Source organism: Streptomyces sp. NPDC057302 (assembly GCF_042667685.1).
Lineage (GTDB): Bacteria > Actinomycetota > Actinomycetes > Streptomycetales > Streptomycetaceae > Streptomyces.
Genome location: NZ_JBHUZJ010000005.1, coordinates 1 through 19,335 on the forward strand (window position 1 = coordinate 1; position 19,335 = coordinate 19,335).

Consider the following 19,335-nt stretch of genomic DNA (forward strand, 5'->3'; position numbering starts at 1 on the left):
GCGTCGCTCCGGGCCGGTCTTTCCCTGGGGGGGGGATCAGAAGTCGTAGGGCTTCTCGGTGTTCCAGTTGGTGACCTCGGCGTCGGACCAGGTGAACTCCGAGGGCACGCCCTTGCCGTCGAAGGCACTCGTCTCGGCGGCGGGACCGGTGTCGCCGGCCTGGTCGCGCATCGCGAGGGAGAGGTCGGCCGAGGTGTGGGTCCTGCCGCCGTCGGTGAAGAGGGCCACGGCGGAGTAGACCTTGCCGCCGGGCTTGACCGTGATCCGGGCGCCGCCGCCCGGGGCGTCCTTGGACGCGTGTGGCAGGACGTTCGAGGTGTCGCCGAGCATCACTGAGGGGTAGGAAGTGACCCAGCAGGACGTGGAGTCGGTATTCGTCGCGCCGACCAGGAGGTGCTCGCCCACCTCGCCGGGGAAGCGGTGCAGCACGGAGTAGGAGATCTCGTCACCCTTGCACGGCTGGGCCGCGGCGGCGCGCACGGGGGCGGCTTTGCCGGCGCTGGAACCGGAGGCTGCCTTGCCCCCACCGGAGCCGGAGCTGGCCTTACCCGCACCCGAACCGGAGGCCGCCTCGGTGGTCACCGTCTCCGCGGAGTCCGCCTTCGCCCCGTCGGAGGTGGTGACACTCTTGCCCGCACCGCCCTTCGCCGCGCTGTCGCCCGACCCGCCGACCGAGCCACCGCAGGCGGCCAGGGACAGGGCGAGAGCGGCGGTGGCGGCGGCGATGGCCGTGGTGCGGATCCGGGTCGTACGCATGATGAGGTTCCCCCGTGCGGTGGTGGACGCGGGACTGGCTGGTCGTTCCCGCTGCAGACACCACTGTGTCCACCCCCGCTGCCGTCCCACTCACGCCCCGCTGACGTCCCGCTGACGCGGGGTCGCGCGGCGAACCGTGGGGTGGGGGGTGTTGGCGTGCCTGCGGCGGTTCCGTTGTCCCGGCCTACGTGTGCGCCCCGTTGTTGTCCCGCTTGCGCGGGGGTTGTGCGGCGAGCCGTGGGGTGGGGTGGTGTGCCCGCGGCGGTTCCGTTGTCCCGGCCTACGTGTGCGCCCCGTTGTTGTCCCGCTTGAGCGGGGGTTGTGCGGCGAACCGTGGGGTGGGGGTGGTGTGCCTGCGGCGGTTCCGTTGTCCCGGCCCACGCGTGTGCCACGCTGCGACGCTGCCTGAGGCAGGTGCCCCTCGGCACCACATCTCCCGCGTCCGGGCCGTAAGTCCCCGGCCCACAAGCCGGGTTCGTCGGCGTGCTCGCGAGCGAGGCCTGTTGCCGCGCGGGCTCTTGCTCTGGCCGTGGGGTGTGGCGCCGCGGTGTGGTGTCCGACGGGGTGTGTCCCGGTGCGGCGTCCCATGCGGCACCCCGCTGTGGCGTCCGGTGCGGTGTTCCATGCGGCGCCTGGCTGTGGTCTCCGGCCTGGTGTTCCATGCGGCGCCTGGCTGTGGTCTCCGACCCGGTGTTCCATGCGGCGCCCCGCCGTGGCGCCCGGCCCGGTGTCCGGCTGTGGCGCCCGGCTGTGGTGTCCGGCCCGGTGTCCCCTGCGGCGTCCCGCTGAGGCGCCCGTCTGTGGTGTTCGGTGCGCTGTCTGGTGTGGCGCTCGGCTGCGGCGCCCGACCCGGGTCCCAAAGGGCGCCCGCTGCGGCGCCCGGCCCGGCGCACCGTGCGGCGTCCCGCCGTGCCGTCCGGCCCGGCGTCCACCCGGTGTTGGTCCGAGCCGCAGGCGTCAAGCCCCCTACGTGCGGTTCGCCAGGCGGACCATTGCTGTGTCGTAGCGGGCGCGCAGGCCCACGTCCGCCGATACCCGCAGCAGCGCGGCGAGTGCCCGTACCGCGCCCTCGTCGTAGCCGGACGACTCCGCCTCGCTCGCCGCGCTCTCCAGGCGGCGGATTCCCTCGGCCTCGTCGCCCAGGCCGATCAGCGCCTCGCCGCCCGCCGTGAGCAGCAGGACACGGGACGCCGCCGGGGCGTCCGGCGTGCTCTCGACCGCCAGGGCCGCGACCGACGTGTCCAGGGCCGACTGCCATTGCCTGGTGTCCAGTTGATGCCGGGACAGGTGGTGCAGCGCCAGGCGTTCGGTGTGGCGGTCGCCGGCCTCGCGGGCCAGGTGCGACGCCCGTACGCAGCCCTCGGCCGCCTCCTGGGGGCTCCCCAGCGCGGCCTGGGCGAGCGAGAGGTTGATCAGTGCCGTCGCCTCGCCGCGCCGGTCGCCGGCGCGGGCGGCGATCACCGGCGCCGCCTCCAGGTGGACGACCGCCTCGGCCGTGCGGCCCTCCTCGGTCAGCACCCACCCCAGCAGGGCCAGCACCCGCGACTCGGCGCGGGCGTCCCCGTCGGCCCGCGTCGCCTCAAGTGCCGTATGGAGCAGGGGAGTCCAGCCGTCCAGGACCCGCCAGACCATCTGCGGCCACAGTCCCAGAACGATCCGCCAGGTCCGTCCGTGCAGCCCGGCCGCGTCCGCCGCCGCTGCCGCGAGCGTCAGGTCCTCGCGCTCGGCCGCGTACCAGTCCATGGCCTCTTCGCGGTCCGCGAACTCCCGTATCGCGTGCGGCGGTCGGAAGTCCGCGGGCAGCGTGAAGCACGACTCGTCGCCGGGCTCGGCCGCGTCGGCGGCGGCCAGGGCCGTGGCCACGCAGTGGTCGAGCACCCGGACCAGGGCGTCGGGCCCCGCCGCCAGGTCGCGCGCGTACAGCCGTACGAGATCGTGCAGGGTCCAGCGGCCCGGTGCGGTACGGGTCACGAGGTGGGCCGCGGCCAGCCGGTCGAGCGCCGCCTCCGCCGTCTTCGGGTCCGTGCCCGCGAGAGCCGCCGCCGTGAAGCGGTCGACGTGCGTGCCCGGATGGCGCCCCAGGTGTGCGAAGTGGTGCGCGACGTCATCGGGCAGCCGCCGCACGGTCAGCCGCAGCGCCGCGCGTACGCCCGTGTCCTCCACGTCGAGCAGACTCAACCGCCGTGACTCGTCGGCCAGTTCGGCGCTCATCGCCCGCAGCGAGCAGTCCGGCTGGTCCGCGAGGCGCGCCGCGGTCACCCGCAGCGCGAGCGGAAGCCCGCCGCACAGCTCCACGAGCCGCAGCGCGCCCACCGCCTCCGCGACGACCCGCTCCTTGCCGAGCACCGCGGCGAGCAGGGCCGTGCTGTCGTCCGGTTCGAGGACGTCCACGGGGACGGGACGGGCGGCGTCGGACGCGATCAGGCCACGCAGGCGGTACCGGCTGGTGACCACGGTGACGCAGCGGGTGCCTCCCGGGAGCAACTCCCTGACCTGCTCCGAGCCGCGCACGTTGTCCAGTACGACGAGGAGCTGACGGTCGGCGGCGAGCGAGCGGTACAGCGCGGACGCGCCGTTCGCCGACTCCGGAATGCGGCGCGGCGCGACCCCCAGTGCGAGCAGGAACTCACGCAGCACTTCGAGGTGCGTCGGCTCTCCCGTGTCGCTGAAGCCGCGCAGGTCCGCGTAGAGCAGCCCGCCGGGGAACGCCGCGCGGTTGCGGTGCGCCCAGTGCACCACCAGCGCCGTCTTGCCCACGCCCGCGGGCCCGGTGACCAGGCACACGGGCGCCTCGCCGGCGGCCGCACGGGACAGGTCGGTGAGCTCCCCGGAGCGCCCGTGGAAGCCGCGCGGCATGCGGGGCAGCAGATCGACGGTGTCCGGCACGGAAACGCCCGGCCCGCCGGGCGCAGGGGCGGGCACGGCCGGTGCCGGGCCCGGAGCAGCCACCTGCGCCACCTGCGCCGCCGCGCCCGCCGCGCCAGCCGAGCCCGACGCACCTGCCTCCTCGTCCCCGCGCAACGCGACCCCGTAGGCGTCCGCGAGCTCGCGGCCCGGATCGACGCCCAGTTCCTCCGCGAGCAGCCGCCGGGTGCGGTGGAACCAGTCGAGCGCCTCCGAGCGGCGTCCCGCACGCTGGAGTTCCCGCATGAGCGCGGCGGCCAGCGACTCGCGCAGGGGATGGGCCTCGGCCTCCGCGCGCAGCACGGCCGCCGCCCGGTTGTGCTCGCCGAGGCGCGCGTACGCCCCCGCCAGCATCTCCACGGAGGCGAGCCGGAGTTCCTCCAGGGCGTGCGCGGCGGCCTGGAGCGGCGGGCTCGGATAGGCGCCGCTCAGCGCGGGCCCCTGCCACAGCGACAACGCCTCCTGGTACATGGCCACGGCGTCGGCCGCGACCCGCTGGCCGCGGGCCAGCGTCACCAACTCCTCGAACCGGTGGGCGTCCAGCAGGCTCTCCGGCATCCGCAGGACGTACGAGGCGCCCTGCGTGACCAGTTCCACCCCGAACATCTCGGCGTCCGCCCCGGCGAGCAGGACCCGCAGCCGCGACACATGGCCCTGGATGACGCTGCGGGCACGAAGCGGAGGTTCGCGATCCCACAGCGTCGCCGTCAGTTGGTCCACCGGCACCGGGCGGTTGGGCCTCAGGAGCAGGGCGGCGAGGAGGCTGCGGCGCTTGGCGGGACCGAGGGGCAGTTCGCCGGCCTCGGTGGCGACGGAAACCGCTCCGAGCAGCCGGAACTCCACTGATGCATCTCCTTCTGGGGGAAAAGTCCAGATTACCGGAGGCGATTGCGGGAGGTGATTGCCGGAGGTGCCCGTGCGGCCCGTGTGGCCCGTGTGGCCCGTGTGGCCCGTGCGGCCCGTACGGCCCGTACGGCCCGTACGACCTGTGCGACCTGTGCGACCTGTGCGACCAGTGCGGCGCCCTTCCCCGCCGCACCCCTCCCGCCTACCCCACCACGCTGTCCCGCCACGCCCGGTGCAGATCCGCGAACGACCCGCTCCCCGCGATGAGTTCGTCCGGTGTGCCGTCCTCCACGACGCGCCCGTGCTCCATCACGAGCACCCGGTCGGCGATCTCCACCGTGGAGAGCCGGTGGGCGATCACGACGGCGGTCCTGCCGCGCAGCACGGTGTGCATGGCGCGCTGCACGGCCCGCTCGCCCGGGATGTCGAGCGAGCTGGTCGCCTCGTCGAGGATCAGCACCGCCGGGTCGGCGAGCAGCGCCCGCGCGAAGGCGACGAGCTGGCGCTGACCGGCGGAGATACGGCCACCCCGCTTGCGTACGTCGGTGTCGTAGCCGTCGGGCAGCGAGGTGATGAAGTCATGGGCGCCGATGGCCTTCGCCGCCTGCTCGATGTCCTCGCGGGTGGCGTCGGGGCGGCCGATGGCGATGTTCTCGGCGACCGTCCCGGAGAAGAGGAACGCCTCCTGCGTCACCATGACCACGCCCCGCCGCAGCTCGGCGTTGGCGAGGTCGCGCAGGTCGACGCCGTCGAGCAGGACGCGGCCCTCCGTCGGGTCGTAGAAGCGGGCGAGCAGCTTGGCGAGCGTCGACTTGCCGGCGCCGGTGGAGCCCACGACGGCGACGGTCTGCCCGGCGGGCAGCGTCAGGTCGAAGCGGGGCAGGATCTCGCCGCCGGTCCGGTAGGCGAACCGCACGCCGTCGAAGCGGACCTCGCGGCCCGGGTGTTCGGAGGCCAGGACGGGCAGCGGCCGAGCCTGGTCGGGGTCCGGCTCGGGCACGGAGGGGGTCTGCGCGAGCAGCCCGGCGACCTTCTCCAGCGAAGCCGCGGCCGACTGATAGGAGTTGAGGAACATCCCGAGCCGGTCGATCGGGTCGTAGAGCCGCCGCAGATACAGCACGGCCGCGGCCAGGACGCCGAGCGCGAGGGTGCCGTCGGTGACGCGGTAGGCGCCCCACAGGACGATCCCGGCGACGGCGGTGTTGGCGACGAGCCGGGACCCGACGACGTAACGGGCCATTTCCAGCATGGCGTCGCCGTTGGCCCGCTCGTGATGGCGGTTGAGTACGCCGAACTCCTCCTCGTTGGCGCGCTCGCGCCGGAAGGCGCGGACCGGCCGGATGCCGTTCATCGTCTCGGCGAACTTCACGATGACGGAGGCGATCGCGGTGGACCGCTTGCCGAAGAGGGGTCCCGCGCGGTGCTGATAACGCCGTACGAGGAGGTAGAGCGGCACGAACGACACGACCGCCACGGCTCCCAGGCTCAGGTCGAGCCAGAGCAGCATCGCCGAGATGTAGACGAAGGACAGGATGACGGTGATCAGCTCCTGCAGCCCCTCGCTGAGGAGTTCCCGCAGGGATTCCACGTCGGTGGTCGACCGGGAGATGAGCCGCCCCGACGTGTACCGCTCGTGGAAGTCCACGCTGAGGGCCTGCGCGTGCCGGAAGATCCGCCCGCGCAGATCGAGCAGTACGTCCTGGTTGACGCGGGCGGAGGCCACGATGAACGCGTACTGGAACGCGCCGGACGCGGCGGCGCAGAGCAGATATCCGATGCCGATGGCGACGAGCGGCCCGTAGTCGTCGCGGCGGACCGCGGGCACGCCCCTGTCGATGGCGTACGCGACGAGGAGCGGCCCGCCCTGCACGGCGGCCTGCTGCAGCAGAAGCAGCACGGTCGCGACGATGACGCGCCCCCGCAGCGGCGACAGCAAGGACCGCAGCAGGGCGCGGGTGGCGCCCGGGGCGGCGGGAAGGGTGTCCTCGCCGAAGTCGTCGGGCTCCGGGGCGGGGGACCCACCGGCCGGCGGGTGGCCGCCCTGTTCCCCGGGCTCCCGGGACTCCCCGGACTCCTCGGGCCTGCCCGGCCGGAAGCGTCCCGCCTCGGCGCCGGAGTACCCGTGCTCTTCGGGGCGGACCTCCTCGTCCGGCTCGGCGGCGGTCCGTGACGCCGGTGTCGACGCGGTCATCGTGCAGCCTCCTCATCCACGGACACCGGGCCTGCCCCCGACATCAGCCATGCGTACTCCGTGTTCCCCCGCAGCAGTTCCTGGTGGGTGCCCACCGCGGTGATCCGGCCGTCCGAGAGCAGGGCCACCCGGTCGGCGAGGAGGACCGTGGAGGGGCGGTGGGCCACCACCAAGGCCGTCGTGTCCTTCAGGACGCGGCGCAGGGCCGCCTCCACCAGGGCCTCCGTGTGGACGTCCAGCGCCGAGAGCGGATCGTCCAGGACCAGGAAGCGGGGGCGGCCCACCACCGCGCGGGCCAGGGCAAGACGCTGGCGCTGGCCGCCCGAGAGGCTCAGGCCCTGCTCGCCGACCTGGGTGGCCGTGCCCTGCGGCAGCGCATGGGCGAAGTCCGCCTGGGCGACCTCCAGGGCGCGCTCCAACTCCTCCTCGCCCGCGGCTTCTTCGGCGCCCATCAGGACGTTCTCGCCCACCGTCGCGGAGAACAGCGTCGGCTCCTCGAAGGCGACCGCCACCAGCGTGCGCAGCCGCTCGCGGTCCATCTGCGCGATGTCCTCGCCGTCCAGCGTGATGCGGCCCCCGCTCACCTCGTGCAGCCGGGGCACCAGCGCCGTGAGGGTCGTCTTGCCGCTGCCCGTCGCGCCGACGAGGGCGAGCGTCTCACCGGGGCGTATGTGCAAGTCGATCCGGTCGAGGGCGGGCGGCGCCCCCGCGGGCGCGTCCGGGTAGCGGAACTCCACGCCGTGGAAGCGCAGTCCGGCCTCACCCCCGGGCCCGGTGGTCTCCCCGCGCGCCACCGACGACTCCGGCTCCGCGTCCATCACCTCGAAGTACCGCTCGGTGGCCGTCGCCGACTCCTGGCTCATCGCGAGCAGGAACCCGATCGACTCCACCGGCCAGCGCAGCGCGAGCGCCGTGGAGAGGAACGCCACCAGCGTGCCCGTCGACAGCTCCCCGTCCGCCACCTGCACGGTTCCCAGCACGAGCGCAGCCCCGATCGCGATCTCCGGCAGCGCCATGATCACCGCGTAGATCGCGGCGAGCAGCCGCGCCTTGGCCAGCTCCGTGCCCCGCAGCGTGTGCGAGAGCTCGCGGAACGCCTGCGCCTGACTGCGGTGGCGGCCGAAGCCCTTGATGATGCGGATGCCCAGCACGCTCTCCTCGACGACCGTCGTCAGATCGCCGACCTGGTCCTGCGCCCGCCGCGCCACGGCCATGTACCGGCCCTCGTAGTACGCGCAGACGATCACCAGCGGCACCAGCGGAGTCAGCAGGACCAGCCCGAGCGTCCAGTCCTGCGCCAGCAGGATCGCCATGCCGACCACGATCGTCGTCCCGTTCACGATCAGGAACGTCAGCGGGAAGGCCAGGAACATCCGCAGCAGCATCAGGTCCGTCGTGCCGCGCGAGAGCAACTGGCCCGAGGCCCACCGGTCGTGGAAGGCCACCGGAAGCCGCTGGAGATGGCGGTAGAGATCGGCCCGCATCGCCGCCTCGACCGAGGCGAGCGGACGGGCCACCAGCCACCGCCGCAGACCGAAGAGCAGCGCCTCCGCGACGCCGAGCAGCAGCAGGAGCAGCGCCCCGAGCCACACACCTCCCAGGTCCCGGTCGGCCACCGGGCCGTCCACGAGCCACTTCAGCACGAGGGGGAAGACGAGCCCCGTACAGGAGGCGAGGATCGCGACGAATGCCGCGCTGAACAGGCGAGTTCGTACGGGCCGGACATACGGCCACAGCCGCAGCAGGGTCCGCGCCGCGGACCCTTCCCGGGCCGGACTCTGGGGAGCTTCCTTGGTCGGTGCATCTGGTTTCGGCATCACGAGCGAGCCTACGGACGGCCACTGACACAGCCCACCGAGTTTTTGCCCGTCCCCGCTCGTCCGCTGGTCCTACGACCCGGGCGCACCGGCCGCACCGGCGAAGTCGTACCCCTCCATCAACCGATCGGCTGATGCCCCTTCGAGCGCGATGGGCGATGCCCGGACCCCCTCCCACCGGCGAGGCTCGACCCATGCCCATCATCGAAGTGCACGACCTGCGCAAGGCCTACGGCGGACGGGCCGTCGTCGACGGTGTCTCCTTCGCCGTCGAGGAGGGTGAGATCTTCGGCGTGCTCGGGCCCAACGGCGCGGGCAAGACCACCACCGTGGAGTGCGTCGAGGGCCTGCGCGTCCCCGACACCGGGACCGTACGGGTCGCCGGACTCGACCCCGTCGCCGACCACGACCGCGTCACCCAGATCCTGGGCGCCCAGCTCCAGGAGAGCGAGCTCCAGGCCAAGCTCACCGTGCGCGAAGCCCTGGAGCTGTACGCCGCGTTCTACCCGCACCCCGCCGACTGGCGCCCCCTGGCCGAACGCCTGCACCTGACCGACAAGCTGGACAGCCGCTTCGGCAAGCTCTCCGGAGGCCAGAAGCAGCGCCTGTTCATCGCGCTCGCCCTGATCGGCAACCCGAGGGTCGTCGTGCTCGACGAGCTGACCACCGGGCTCGACCCGCGCGCCCGCCGCGACACCTGGCGGCTCATCGAGGACGTACGCGACAGCGGAGTCACCGTCCTGCTGGTCACCCACTTCATGGAGGAGGCCCAGCGCCTCTGCGACCGCATCGCGGTCATCGACCAGGGGCGGATCGCCGCGCTCGACAGTCCGGCGGGCCTCATCAGCCGGGCCGCGGGCTCCACCGTCATGTCCTTCACGCCGTCCGAGCCGCTCGACGAGCGGGAACTCGCCGCCCTGCCCTCGGTGATCTCCGTCGGCCTGCGCGACGGCCGCTACACCCTGGGCGGCACCGACGAGACCGTCGACGCCGCCATCACGCTGCTCGCCCGCCACCACATCACCGCCCACCAACTCCGGGTCTCCGACGCCACGCTGGACGACGCGTTCCTCGACCTGACGGGAGCCACGGCATGAGCGCCACCGCCACCGCACCGCACGCCACCGCACCGCACGCCACCGCGCGGAACAAGGCCTCGGCCGCCGTGCTCAAGGCCGAGTTCCGGCTCTTCCGCCGCGAGCCGGGCGCCCTCTTCTGGATCATGATGTTCCCCACGATCCTCCTGGTGGTCCTCGGCTCCATCCCCTCCTTCCGGAAGACCGACGCCTCGCTGGGCGGCCTCCGCCTCGTCGACGCGTACGTCCCCGTGACGGTGCTGCTCTCCCTGATCATGGCGGGCGTACAGGCCATGCCGCCGCTGCTCACCGGCTACCGCGAACGCGGCATCCTGCGCCGCATGTCGGCCACGCCGGTCCGCCCCTGGGCCGTGCTCGGCGCGCAGATGGGCATCTACGGAGCCGCCGCCCTCGTCTCGTCCCTGCTCTCCCTGACCGTGGGCCGCCTGGCCTTCGACGTGCCCCTGCCGCGCCAGGCCTTCGGCTACGCCCTCGCGCTGCTCCTCGCCATCCTGTGCGGGCTCGCGCTCGGCGCCGTGGTCTCCGCCCTCGCGCGTACGACCAAGGCCGCGACCGCGATCGGCTCCGCCGTCTTCTTCCCGATGATGTTCAGCGCGGGCGTCTGGCTGCCGGTGCAGGCGATGCCGGACGCGCTCGCCCGCGTCGTGCAGATCGCCCCGCTCGGCGCGGCGGCCCAGGCGCTGGGCGACGCGGCGGCCGGCGACTGGCCCGGCCTGACCCACCTCGGCGTGCTCGCCCTGTGGGCCGTGGGCCTCTCGGCGGCGGCAGCGCGCTGGTTCCGGTGGGAATGAGGGGCGGGCGGGCGCACAGGTGACCCACACTGGGAACGTGAGCACGAGCACGAGCACGAGCACGACTACGGGTACGAGCACGGGTACGGGTACGAGCACGGCGGACGCCACGCAGATGATCGAGCAGCGCTGGGGCCAGTTCCACCGCTGGGGCCCCTACGTGCTCCTCGGGTTCGGCGCCCTCATGTCGTCCGCCACGAGCGACGTCGTCGGCATGGGCCGTGGCGCGTGGATGGAGGCAGCGGCCCTGGTCGCCGCCGCGGTGGTGCTCCAGGTCTGCTGGGGCGTCCTCGAGCGCTCCCGCCCCGGCCCCTCGCTCGCGGGGATCCTCTACTACGCCGTGCGCTGGGCGATCGCCTTCGTCCTCACCTGGATCAACCCGTTCTTCGCGTTCTACGCCGTCGCCGGATACTTCGGGGCCGAGCGGCTGCTGCCCCCGCGCCTGGTCAAGCCCGGCCTCTTCGCCACCGCCGTCATCATGGCGGGCTCCCAGTCGGGCGGGCTCCCGCCGGACGGGGACCTTGGCTGGACCGTCTTCGGCGGGCTGCTCGCGGTGAACATCGCGCTGCTCGCCGTCTTCGCCCACCTCACGGCGCAGGAGGACCAGCGCGCCCGCGACGCCGCCGCCACCATCGTCGAACTGGAGCGCACCAACACCGCCCTCCAGCAGGCCATGGACGAGAACGCCGCCCTGCACGCCCAACTCCTGGTCCAGGCGAGGGAAGCGGGCGTCGCCGACGAGCGGCGCAGGCTCGCCGCGGAGATCCACGACACCATCGCGCAGGGCCTGACCGGCATCATCGCCCAGCTCCAGGTCGTCTCGACCGCGTCCGACGAGACCCTGGCCCGCGAACACCTCGGCCGCGCCGCGGACCTGGCCCGGCACAGCCTCGGTGAGGCCCGCCGCTCCGTGCACAACCTCTCCCCGACGGCCCTGGAGCACGACGCGCTGCCCGAAGCACTGAAGAAGACGGTCGCGGAGTGGGCCGAACGCACCGGCGTCCGCGCCGACTTCACCGTCACGGGACCCGCCGAGCCGCTCCACGAAGAGATCGAGGCGACCCTCCTGCGCATCGTCCAGGAGGCCCTGTCCAACGCCGCCCGGCACGCGGACGCCGCCCGCCTCGGCGTCACCCTCTCGTACATGGAGGGCGAGGTCGCCCTGGACGTACGCGACGACGGCCGCGGCTTCGACCCGCTGACCCTGGTGCAGCGCAGCGGCTCCGGCGGCTTCGGGCTCGACGGGATGCGGGCCCGCGCCGAGCGCATCGCGGGTTCGTTCACCGTGGAATCGGAGCCGGGGCACGGCACCGCCCTGTCGGCTCGCGTACCCTTGGTCCGCCATGGCTGACCTGATCACTCTCCTCATCGTCGATGACCATCCCGTCGTACGGGACGGTCTGCGCGGCATGTTCCGCTCCGACCCCTGCTTCGAGGTGCTCGGCGAGGCCGCCGACGGCATCGAGGCCGTCGCCCTGGTGGAGCGCCTGGACCCGGACGTCGTCCTGATGGACCTGCGCATGCCGGGCGGGGGCGGCGTCGAGGCGATCGCCGAACTGGGCAGGCGCGGGGCTCGCGCCCGGGTCCTCGTCCTCACCACGTACGACACGGACTCGGACACGCTGCCCGCGATCGAGGCGGGCGCGACCGGCTATCTCCTCAAGGACGCGCCCCGCGACGACCTGTTCACGGCGGTCCGCGCGGCGGCCCAGGGCCGTACGGTGCTCTCGCCCGCCGTCGCGTCCCGGCTCGTCTCACGCGTACGCGCCCCCGGCAACGAGCCGCTGAGCACCCGCGAACGGGAAGTGCTCGCGCTCGTCGCCAAGGGCACGTCGAACCGTGCGATCGCCGCCGAACTCTTCATCAGCGAGGCCACGGTCAAGACGCATCTCACCCACATCTACGGCAAGTTGGGCGTCAAGGACCGCGCGGCGGCGGTGGCCACGGCGTACAGCAGAGGAATCCTGGGCTGAGGCAGGGCGCCCCGAAGGGGCGCGGGGAACTGCGCGCCCAGCCACAGACGGCCCGCAGTCAACAGCCGAGCGACTAGGCGGTCTGCCACAACGCGGGCGTGTTGGGCGGCTCCCAGCCAACCTGCGCCTGGTGCCCCTGGAGGCAGCGGTAAGTGACGCCGCCATAGCTGACGGAGTCACCCGCGGCGTAGACCTTCCCCGCAGCCCAGGTGCCGCCGGGCTCTGGCTCACCGGGACCCGGGTCACCCCCACCCGTGGTCCGAAGCGTCAGGCCATACTGCTGGAGCAGCGGATTGATCGGCTGATGGAAGGTCGTCCCGCCGCTGGAGCAGTTGCCGGAGCCGCCGGACGTGACGCCCTGCGCCTGGCTCCCGGAGATGAAGGAGCCGCCCGAGTCACCCGGCTCCGCGCAGACCGTCGTCCGCGTCACGCCGCTGATGGTGCCCTCGGGGTAGGTGACACTGGTGTTGTGCTGCTGGATCGTGCCGCAGTGCCACCCCGTAGTGGAGCCGGAACGGCAGATCGACGCACCCACCGGGGACTGCGTGGAGCCCCCGACGCCGATCCGTTGCCCGCCCTGGCCCTTCACGTACGGGGTGGCGGTCCACTGGGAGTTGGCGGCGACCCAGGCCATGTCCCTGCCGGGGAAGATCGACGCCTGGAACGTGCCCTGGGCCACCTGGTTGTAGCCGCTGGTCGCGGTGCCCGCGCGCCCGCAGTGGCCCGCGGTGGCGAAGCCCTGCTGGGTGCCCTTGGTGACCGGGAAGCCGATGGAACACCGGCCGCCCATGTAGTACGCGTCGCCGCCCACGAGGTCGTAGAGCGGCCGCGGCCGGTTCTTGGTCTTCTCGACCTGTACGAGGGTGGGCGCGATGCCCGCGGCCCGGACGAGGGAGGCGGCGGCCCCCGCCCGCACGGCACGCACCACGACGGCGTTGGACCGCACGTCGACGTACCAGACGGGCGCGTCACGCGTAGCCGCCTTGCGGGCGGCACGATCCAACTTGCCCTTGGCCGAGTCAAGTTGCGCGAGGGAGTGATCAACAACCTTGGCCCGCGCGCCCCGCGCCTCGATCACGGGGACGTCGGAGGCATCGGTGGTGGCCACGGTGAGCCGCGCCGACGTGGCACCGTGCACCCAGGCGCCCGCGAAGTCACGGCCGAGGGCGCCCCGCAGGGCTCCCGCGACGGCGCCGGCCTCGGCCTCGTTGACCAGACGGGCCTCGGCCTGCGCCGACGTGAGGCCGAGGTCCCGCCGCATGGCCTCCAGGACCTCGGGCGATGTCCTGTCGACGGCGGCGGTCTCGGCGGGGGATGGCAGGTTGGCCGAGGCGGGATCGGCCTGGGCGTGGGCGGTGCCGGGCAGGCCCGCGAGGGCCAGCGCACCGGCCGCGGCGAGTGCGGCGCAGGCTGCGGCGGCGCGTCTGTGGTGGATGGGGGGCATGGGGGCATCTCCTCGGTCACGAGGGGGTGAGCGGACCGGCGGGGAGTCGGCCAGCGGTTCGCCCACAACGTAGAAGCCTCAACTGCCCTGCAGTAGATGCCAGTTGACCCCCGGCCCCGGTGTTATGGAAGGCGCAAGGAGGGGGAGGCGAGGGAGGGCGCGGCTGGTACGGGGCGATGGAGGAGTGGCCCCGGGAGCGGTGCGGGGAGCGCGGCCTCGGGAGCGGCGCGGGGAGCGCGTCCCCGGGAGGGCGGGGAGGCGGCTCCGGAGGGCCATGGCGCGGCACCGGGGAGGCGAGGGGGCCGGCTGGTACGGGGCGATGGAGGAGCGGTCCCGGGAGCGGTGCGGGGAGCGCGGCCTCGGGAGCGGTGCGGGGAGCGCGTCCCCGGGAGGGCGGGGAGGCGGCTCCGGAGGGCCACGGCGCGGCACGGGGGAGGTCTTGCGAGGGTGCTGCGAGCTGCGTTCCCGGTCGGGGGATCCCTTGTGAATGCGCCGCGGGCCTTGCTCCGGAGGGGGGCTCCTGCCAAGCCGTCGCAAGCCACGTTCCCGGCCAAGGCAAGCCCCGCCGACGCACCCCGAGCCGCACACCCCCTAGAGCAGCCCCGCCGAAGGCGCCGCCAGCCAAGCCGTGTAGCTCTCGCTGCGGGCCGCCGCCTCCGCGTGGGCCGCTCGGGCCTGGGCGAAGACCGTGGGGGCGGTGTCGCGGGCCGGGGCCGTCGGGTGCCAGCCGAGCAGGTGCCGCCAGTACAGCGGCGCCCCGGAGAGCGGCCGGGTCACCAGGCCCGGCGTCGGTGGGAACGTCGCCCGGCAGAGCCCCACCGCCCGGCCCACCTGGACCAGATGGACGCAGGACGCCACGTCCGTCTCGTACACGGAGGACGGCGTGAACCCCGCGCGGGCGCACGCCGCGGTGAAGCAGTCCGCGAAGCAGCCGTCGCCCGGCACGTCCGTCCACGCCTCGCCCGCCAGCCTGGCCAGGTCGATCTCCGGACGGTCGGCGAGCGGATGCCCGGTGGGCAGCATGACGAAGACCGGGTCACGGGCGACCTCCCGCCACACGAGCAGCTCACTCTGGGGCGGCGTACTGGCCCCGCACGTCCCCACCAGCGCGAAGTCGAGGCGCCCGTCGGCCGTGCGGGACGCGATCTCCCGCTCCGACCAGGAGGTGTGGGTCGTCACCCGCGCCCCCGGATGCGCCGCGGCCAGCCGGTCCACCAGCGCGCCGAGCAGCGGCCCGTGCGTCGCGCCGAGCCGGAACCCCGTACCGCCGTCCCAGGCGCGGCCGAACCGCAGCGCCTCCTCCCGCAGCCCGCTGACCGCGGGCAGCACGACCCGGGCGCGGGCCAGCACGAACTCCCCGAGCGCGGTGGCCCGCACCCCGTGCCGCCCCCGCTCGAAGAGCTCCCCGCCCAGGGCACGCTCGATCCGCTTCAACTGTGCGCTCAGGGCGGGCTGCGCGAGCCCCAGCGCGGTGGCGGCCTTGGTCAGGCTGCCCGCGTCGGCGATCGCCCGGATCGTCTTGAGGTGCCGCAACTCCAGGTCCATGGCCCGAGCTTGACCCGTGCCCCGGAGCGCGGCAATGGGCAGGTTCGGACCAATGCGGGCCCCCGGACGTCAGCCCCCTCCACCCCCCACGTCGTCCCGCACCCGCAGCAGCAGCACCGACCGCGCGGTCATCATCACCGTCGAGTCGGCGTGGAGGATCGTGCCGGGGGCCGAACTCTGCTCCTCCAGGGCGGTGTCCACCACCACCTCGTACGCCCGCGCCCACGGCGCCCCCGGCAGCACGAAGCCGCCCGCGTGGTCCGCCGCGTGCAGGACCGCGAGGAAGCTGTCGTCGACGATCGGCGCGCCCCGGGCGTCGCGGCCGGGTATGTCGCGGCCGGAGAGATACATGCCGAGCGTCGCCGCCGGCGCGTACCAGTCGCCCTGCGTCATCTCCGTCCCGCGCGCCGTGAACCACGCCAGGTCCCGCAGGCCGTCCGCCGAGTGCGCACGCCCCGAGAAGAACGCCCGCCGCCGCAGCACGGGATGCCGGTGGCGCAGGGCGATCAGGCGGGCCGTGAGATCGCGCAGGGCCGCCCACCCCGGCTGGTCGAGCAGCCCCCAGTCCACCCAGCTGACCTCGTTGTCCTGGCAGTACGCGTTGTTGCTGCCCCCTTGCGTGCGCCCCATCTCGTCCCCGGCGACCAGCATCGGCACCCCGGTCGAGAGCAGCAGCGTCGTCAGGAGATTGCGCAGCTGCCGCCGGCGCAGCTCCGTCACCCGCTCGTCCGCGCTCTCGCCCTCCACACCGCAGTTCCACGACCGGTTGTCGTTGGACCCGTCCCTGTTCCCCTCGCCGTTGGCCCCGTTGTGCTTCTGCTCGTAGGACACCAGGTCCCGCAGCGTGAACCCGTCGTGCGCCGTCACGAAGTTCACCGACGCGTACGGCCGCCGCCCGCCCCACGCGTACAGATCGCTCGACCCGGAGAGGCGGTAACCCAGATCCCGTACATCGGGCAGCGCGCCCCGCCAGAAGTCCCGTACCGCGTCGCGGTAGTGGTCGTTCCACTCCGTCCACAGGGGAGGGAAGGCCCCCACCTGATAGCCGCCGGACCCCACGTCCCACGGCTCGGCGATCAGCTTCACGCGCCGCAGGACCGGATCCTGCGCGATCACCGCGAGGAAGGGCGAGAGCATGTCGACGTCGTGGAACGAACGCGCGAGCGCCGCCGCCAGGTCGAAGCGGAAGCCGTCCACGCCCATCTCGGTCACCCAGTAGCGCAAGGAGTCCGTGATCAGGCGGAGCACGTGCGGCTGGACCACCTGAAGCGTGTTCCCGCAGCCCGTGTAGTCCGCGTACCGCCGCGCGTCGTTCGGCTGGAGCCGGTAGTAGCCGCGGTTGTCGATGCCCTTGAGCGAGAACATCGGGCCCAGCTCCCCGGCCTCCGCCGTGTGGTTGTAGACCACGTCCAGGATCACCTCGATCCCGGCCTCGTGCAGCGCCCGCACCATCCTCTTGAACTCGCCGACCTGCCCGCCCGTCGTCCCCGACGCCGCGTACGCCGCGTGCGGCGCGAAATAGCCGATCGAGTTGTAGCCCCAGTAGTTCTTCAGACCGCGTCTGAGCAGATGGTCCTCGTGCGCGAACTGGTGCACCGGCAGCAGCTCCACCGCCGTCACCCCGAGCCGCAGCAGATGCTCGATCGCCGCCGGATGCGCGAGCCCCGCGTACGTACCCCGCAGCTCCTCGGGAATCCCCGGGTGCAGCTTGGTGAAGCCGCGTACGTGGACCTCGTAGATGACCGAGTCCGCCCACGGCGTCTTCGGGCGCCGGTCGTCGGCCCACTCGTCGTCCGGGGCGTCGTCGTGCACGACCACGCCCTTGGGGACGTACGCGGCGGAGTCCCGGTCGTCCCGCACCGTGTCGGCCACCTGCTGCTGCGGCCAGTCCCGCACGTGGCCGTACACCTCGGGCGGCAGACCGTGCGTCGCGAAGTCGCCGTCCACCGCACGCGCGTACGGATCCAGGAGCAGCTTCGCCGGGTTCCAGCGGGCGCCCGTCCAGGGGTCCCAGCGGCCGTGCACGCGGTAGCCGTAGCGCTGCCCCGGCAAGGCGCCCGGCACGAAGCCGTGCCAGATCTCGTGCGTCAGCTCCGTCAGCGAGGAGCGCGTCTCGACGCCCTCCTCGTCGAAGAGACAGAGCTCGACGGCCTCGGCGCCCCCCGCCCACAGCGCGAAGTTCGTGCCCGCGACCCCGTCGGGCCCCACCCTGAACCGCGCGCCCAGCGGCGTCGGCGTCCCCGGCCACACGGGCAGCGGGCGCGCCCGCGCGACGGCCCGTGGCGCGGCGCGCGCCGGAGTCGACGTCCCGTTCACGGCGGCGGGCCCACCGTTCACGGCGGCCGCGCCCGTCCCGCGCCGCCCACCCGGCAGTGCTTCCTGTTCGGCTGCGCTGGACACCCATCCGCCTCCTGCGGCTCGACCCCTGCCGCGTCCCGGCGGCGGGGGCGTACCAGACCGGACGCCGCGCGGAACCCCGGGGCCCGTGCCGTCCTCCCCACTGTTCTGCCCAGCGTGTGCGTCGCACTCACGTTTCCCCAGGAGGGGGACGGTCGTTGGGACGGACGTGAGACAGGTAGCGAGGCGCGCTCGGCGCGCAGGGGCCGCGCTGGCCGCCGTAGTGACATGGGCAGGACTGCTTGCCGGAGTCGCGGGGTGCAGCGGTGACAGCGGTGGCATCGACCAGCTGATGGGCAAGCCACGGTCGCCCGCCGACGTGATCCGGGTGACGCCCGACGACGGCAGCAAGGGGGTCCGGGGCGAGGAACGGCTCCAGGTCGAGGTCCCCGACGGACGCCTCGAATCGGTGAAGGTCGTCCGGGTGCAGGACGCGCGGGAGGCTCCGGTGCCGGGACGCATCGACGAGGACGGCATGACCTGGAAGCCCCAGGACCAGGGCGGCCTGGCGCTCGCCGCGAAGTACTCGGTGGACGCCGTCGCCCTGGACGGCCACGGCCGCCGCTCGGCCCGGCACACGACGTTCACGACGCAGGTGCCCGACGAGCGGTTCATCGGCTACGTGACGCCGGAGAACCGCTCCACGGTCGGCACCGGCATGATCGTCTCCCTGGAGTTCAACCAGGAGATCGAGAACCGCGAGGCCGTCCAGCGCGCCATCCGCGTCACCGCCGACCCGGAGGTCGACGTACGGCCGCACTGGTTCGGCAAGACCCGCGTCGACTTCCGCCCCGAGAAGTACTGGAAGCCCGGCACGAAGGTCACCGTCGGCCTGCGCCTGCGCGACGTCGAAGCCGCCCCCGGCATCTACGGACTGCAGGACAAGAGCTTCTCGTTCACGGTCGGCCGCAGCCAGACCTCCCTGGTCGACGCCGCGGACCACACCATGGAAGTACGCCGCGACGGCGAGGTCCTCTCCACGGTCCCGATCACCGCGGGCGCCCCCAAGACCACGACGTACAACGGGAAAATGGTGGTCGCCGAGATGCTGGAGGTGACCCGGATGAACAGCCGCACGGTCGGCTTCGGCGGGGAGTACAACATCCCCGACGTCCCGCACGCGATCCGCCTGACGACGTCCGGCACCTTCCTGCACGGCAACTACTGGTCGCCGAACGCCCCTGGCAACACCAATGTCAGCCACGGCTGCGTGGGCCTGCGCGACGTGAAGGGCGGCAGCTCACGCACCCCGGCGGGGTGGTTCTTCGACCGCACCCTGATCGGCGATGTGGTGGAAGTCGTCAACAGCGATGACAAGAAAGTCGCTCCTGACAACGGGCTCGGTGGCTGGAACATGGGATGGAAGGAGTGGACGGCGCCGCCCGGCACGAAGACGGAAGCCAAGCCCACGGACCCCAGCTGAGCCAGGGCCCGCACCCCGTGCGCAGTTGGGACTGAACGGTGACATTGGCGGGGAGTCATCGGTCAGGGCCGTGTGGTTATCTAGCGCTGGCGCGTGTCTGTGCGCGCAGATGCACTGGGGTGCGGGCCTGACCAGGCCGTGCGAGGGGAGA

At 73.3% G+C, this 19,335-nt stretch carries 12 protein-coding genes; 5 read left to right on the forward strand and 7 right to left on the reverse strand.

The features are described from left to right. Positions 1 to 36 precede the first annotated feature (36 nt). The 4 genes from ACFUPX_RS05565 to ACFUPX_RS05580 all read right to left on the reverse strand — a co-directional run bounded on the left by ACFUPX_RS05565 (position 37) and on the right by ACFUPX_RS05580 (position 8,514). Positions 37 to 756: a DUF4232 domain-containing protein gene (locus ACFUPX_RS05565; protein ID WP_383316460.1), complete on the reverse strand. Its 720-nt coding sequence runs from the start codon at positions 754 to 756 to the stop codon at positions 37 to 39. Positions 757 to 1,722: 966 nt separating this feature from the next. Further along, entirely contained in the window at positions 1,723 to 4,503 is a 2,781-nt protein-coding gene (locus tag ACFUPX_RS05570; RefSeq protein WP_383316463.1) for a BTAD domain-containing putative transcriptional regulator, read from the reverse strand. Positions 4,504 to 4,708: 205 nt separating this feature from the next. Then, positions 4,709 to 6,697: an ATP-binding cassette domain-containing protein gene (locus ACFUPX_RS05575; RefSeq protein WP_383316466.1), complete on the reverse strand. Its 1,989-nt coding sequence runs from the start codon at positions 6,695 to 6,697 to the stop codon at positions 4,709 to 4,711. After that, positions 6,694 to 8,514, reverse strand: coding sequence for an ABC transporter ATP-binding protein (locus ACFUPX_RS05580; RefSeq protein ID WP_383316469.1), 1,821 nt, complete (start codon positions 8,512 to 8,514; stop codon positions 6,694 to 6,696). The genes ACFUPX_RS05575 and ACFUPX_RS05580 overlap by 4 nt, the downstream gene beginning before the upstream one ends. A 194-nt stretch (positions 8,515 to 8,708) precedes the next feature. Here ACFUPX_RS05580 and ACFUPX_RS05585 point away from each other — a divergent pair, with 194 nt between their 5' ends. The 4 genes from ACFUPX_RS05585 to ACFUPX_RS05600 all read left to right on the forward strand — a co-directional run bounded on the left by ACFUPX_RS05585 (position 8,709) and on the right by ACFUPX_RS05600 (position 12,375). Next, a complete protein-coding gene (locus ACFUPX_RS05585; RefSeq protein ID WP_383316472.1) occupies positions 8,709 to 9,611 on the forward strand; it encodes an ABC transporter ATP-binding protein in 903 nt (300 codons plus the stop codon). Then, positions 9,608 to 10,402: an ABC transporter permease gene (locus tag ACFUPX_RS05590; RefSeq protein ID WP_383316475.1), complete on the forward strand. Its 795-nt coding sequence runs from the start codon at positions 9,608 to 9,610 to the stop codon at positions 10,400 to 10,402. The genes ACFUPX_RS05585 and ACFUPX_RS05590 overlap by 4 nt, the downstream gene beginning before the upstream one ends. Positions 10,403 to 10,517: 115 nt before the next feature. Beyond that, on the forward strand, positions 10,518 to 11,753 hold the full coding sequence (locus tag ACFUPX_RS05595; protein ID WP_383316981.1) for a sensor histidine kinase: 1,236 nt from the start codon (positions 10,518 to 10,520) through the stop codon (positions 11,751 to 11,753). Then, positions 11,746 to 12,375 (forward strand): response regulator, encoded by a 630-nt coding sequence (locus ACFUPX_RS05600; RefSeq protein ID WP_383316478.1) that lies wholly within the window; start codon positions 11,746 to 11,748, stop codon positions 12,373 to 12,375. The genes ACFUPX_RS05595 and ACFUPX_RS05600 overlap by 8 nt, the downstream gene beginning before the upstream one ends. A gap of 73 nt (positions 12,376 to 12,448) precedes the next feature. On the opposite strand, the gene ACFUPX_RS05605 is transcribed toward ACFUPX_RS05600, so the two are convergent. The 3 genes from ACFUPX_RS05605 to glgX form a co-directional block, all read right to left on the reverse strand. After that, positions 12,449 to 13,819 carry a carbohydrate-binding protein gene (locus ACFUPX_RS05605; protein WP_383316481.1) on the reverse strand — a complete coding sequence of 457 codons (1,371 nt, stop codon included), beginning with the start codon at positions 13,817 to 13,819 and terminating at the stop codon, positions 12,449 to 12,451. A gap of 591 nt (positions 13,820 to 14,410) precedes the next feature. Next, positions 14,411 to 15,364: a LysR substrate-binding domain-containing protein gene (locus ACFUPX_RS05610; protein ID WP_383316484.1), complete on the reverse strand. Its 954-nt coding sequence runs from the start codon at positions 15,362 to 15,364 to the stop codon at positions 14,411 to 14,413. Positions 15,365 to 15,433: 69 nt separating this feature from the next. Continuing rightward, positions 15,434 to 17,764, reverse strand: a complete 2,331-nt coding sequence (gene glgX, locus ACFUPX_RS05615; protein ID WP_383316487.1) for a glycogen debranching protein GlgX — start codon at positions 17,762 to 17,764, stop codon at positions 15,434 to 15,436. Positions 17,765 to 18,053: 289 nt separating this feature from the next. Between glgX and ACFUPX_RS05620 the strand changes: the two genes are divergently transcribed. Then, positions 18,054 to 19,184 (forward strand): Ig-like domain-containing protein, encoded by a 1,131-nt coding sequence (locus ACFUPX_RS05620; protein WP_383316491.1) that lies wholly within the window; start codon positions 18,054 to 18,056, stop codon positions 19,182 to 19,184. The last annotated feature ends 151 nt before the right edge of the window (positions 19,185 to 19,335 follow it).

Coding starts and splice junctions, on each gene's coding strand:
- ACFUPX_RS05565 (WP_383316460.1), bottom strand. CDS start 756: ATGCGTACGACCCGGATCCGCACCACGGCCATCGCCGCCGCCACCGCC.
- ACFUPX_RS05575 (WP_383316466.1), bottom strand. CDS start 6,697: ATGACCGCGTCGACACCGGCGTCACGGACCGCCGCCGAGCCGGACGAG.
- ACFUPX_RS05580 (WP_383316469.1), bottom strand. CDS start 8,514: ATGCCGAAACCAGATGCACCGACCAAGGAAGCTCCCCAGAGTCCGGCC.
- ACFUPX_RS05585 (WP_383316472.1), top strand. CDS start 8,709: ATGCCCATCATCGAAGTGCACGACCTGCGCAAGGCCTACGGCGGACGG.
- ACFUPX_RS05590 (WP_383316475.1), top strand. CDS start 9,608: ATGAGCGCCACCGCCACCGCACCGCACGCCACCGCACCGCACGCCACC.
- ACFUPX_RS05595 (WP_383316981.1), top strand. CDS start 10,518: ATGATCGAGCAGCGCTGGGGCCAGTTCCACCGCTGGGGCCCCTACGTG.
- ACFUPX_RS05600 (WP_383316478.1), top strand. CDS start 11,746: ATGGCTGACCTGATCACTCTCCTCATCGTCGATGACCATCCCGTCGTA.
- ACFUPX_RS05605 (WP_383316481.1), bottom strand. CDS start 13,819: ATGCCCCCCATCCACCACAGACGCGCCGCCGCAGCCTGCGCCGCACTC.
- ACFUPX_RS05610 (WP_383316484.1), bottom strand. CDS start 15,364: ATGGACCTGGAGTTGCGGCACCTCAAGACGATCCGGGCGATCGCCGAC.
- ACFUPX_RS05620 (WP_383316491.1), top strand. CDS start 18,054: ATGGGCAAGCCACGGTCGCCCGCCGACGTGATCCGGGTGACGCCCGAC.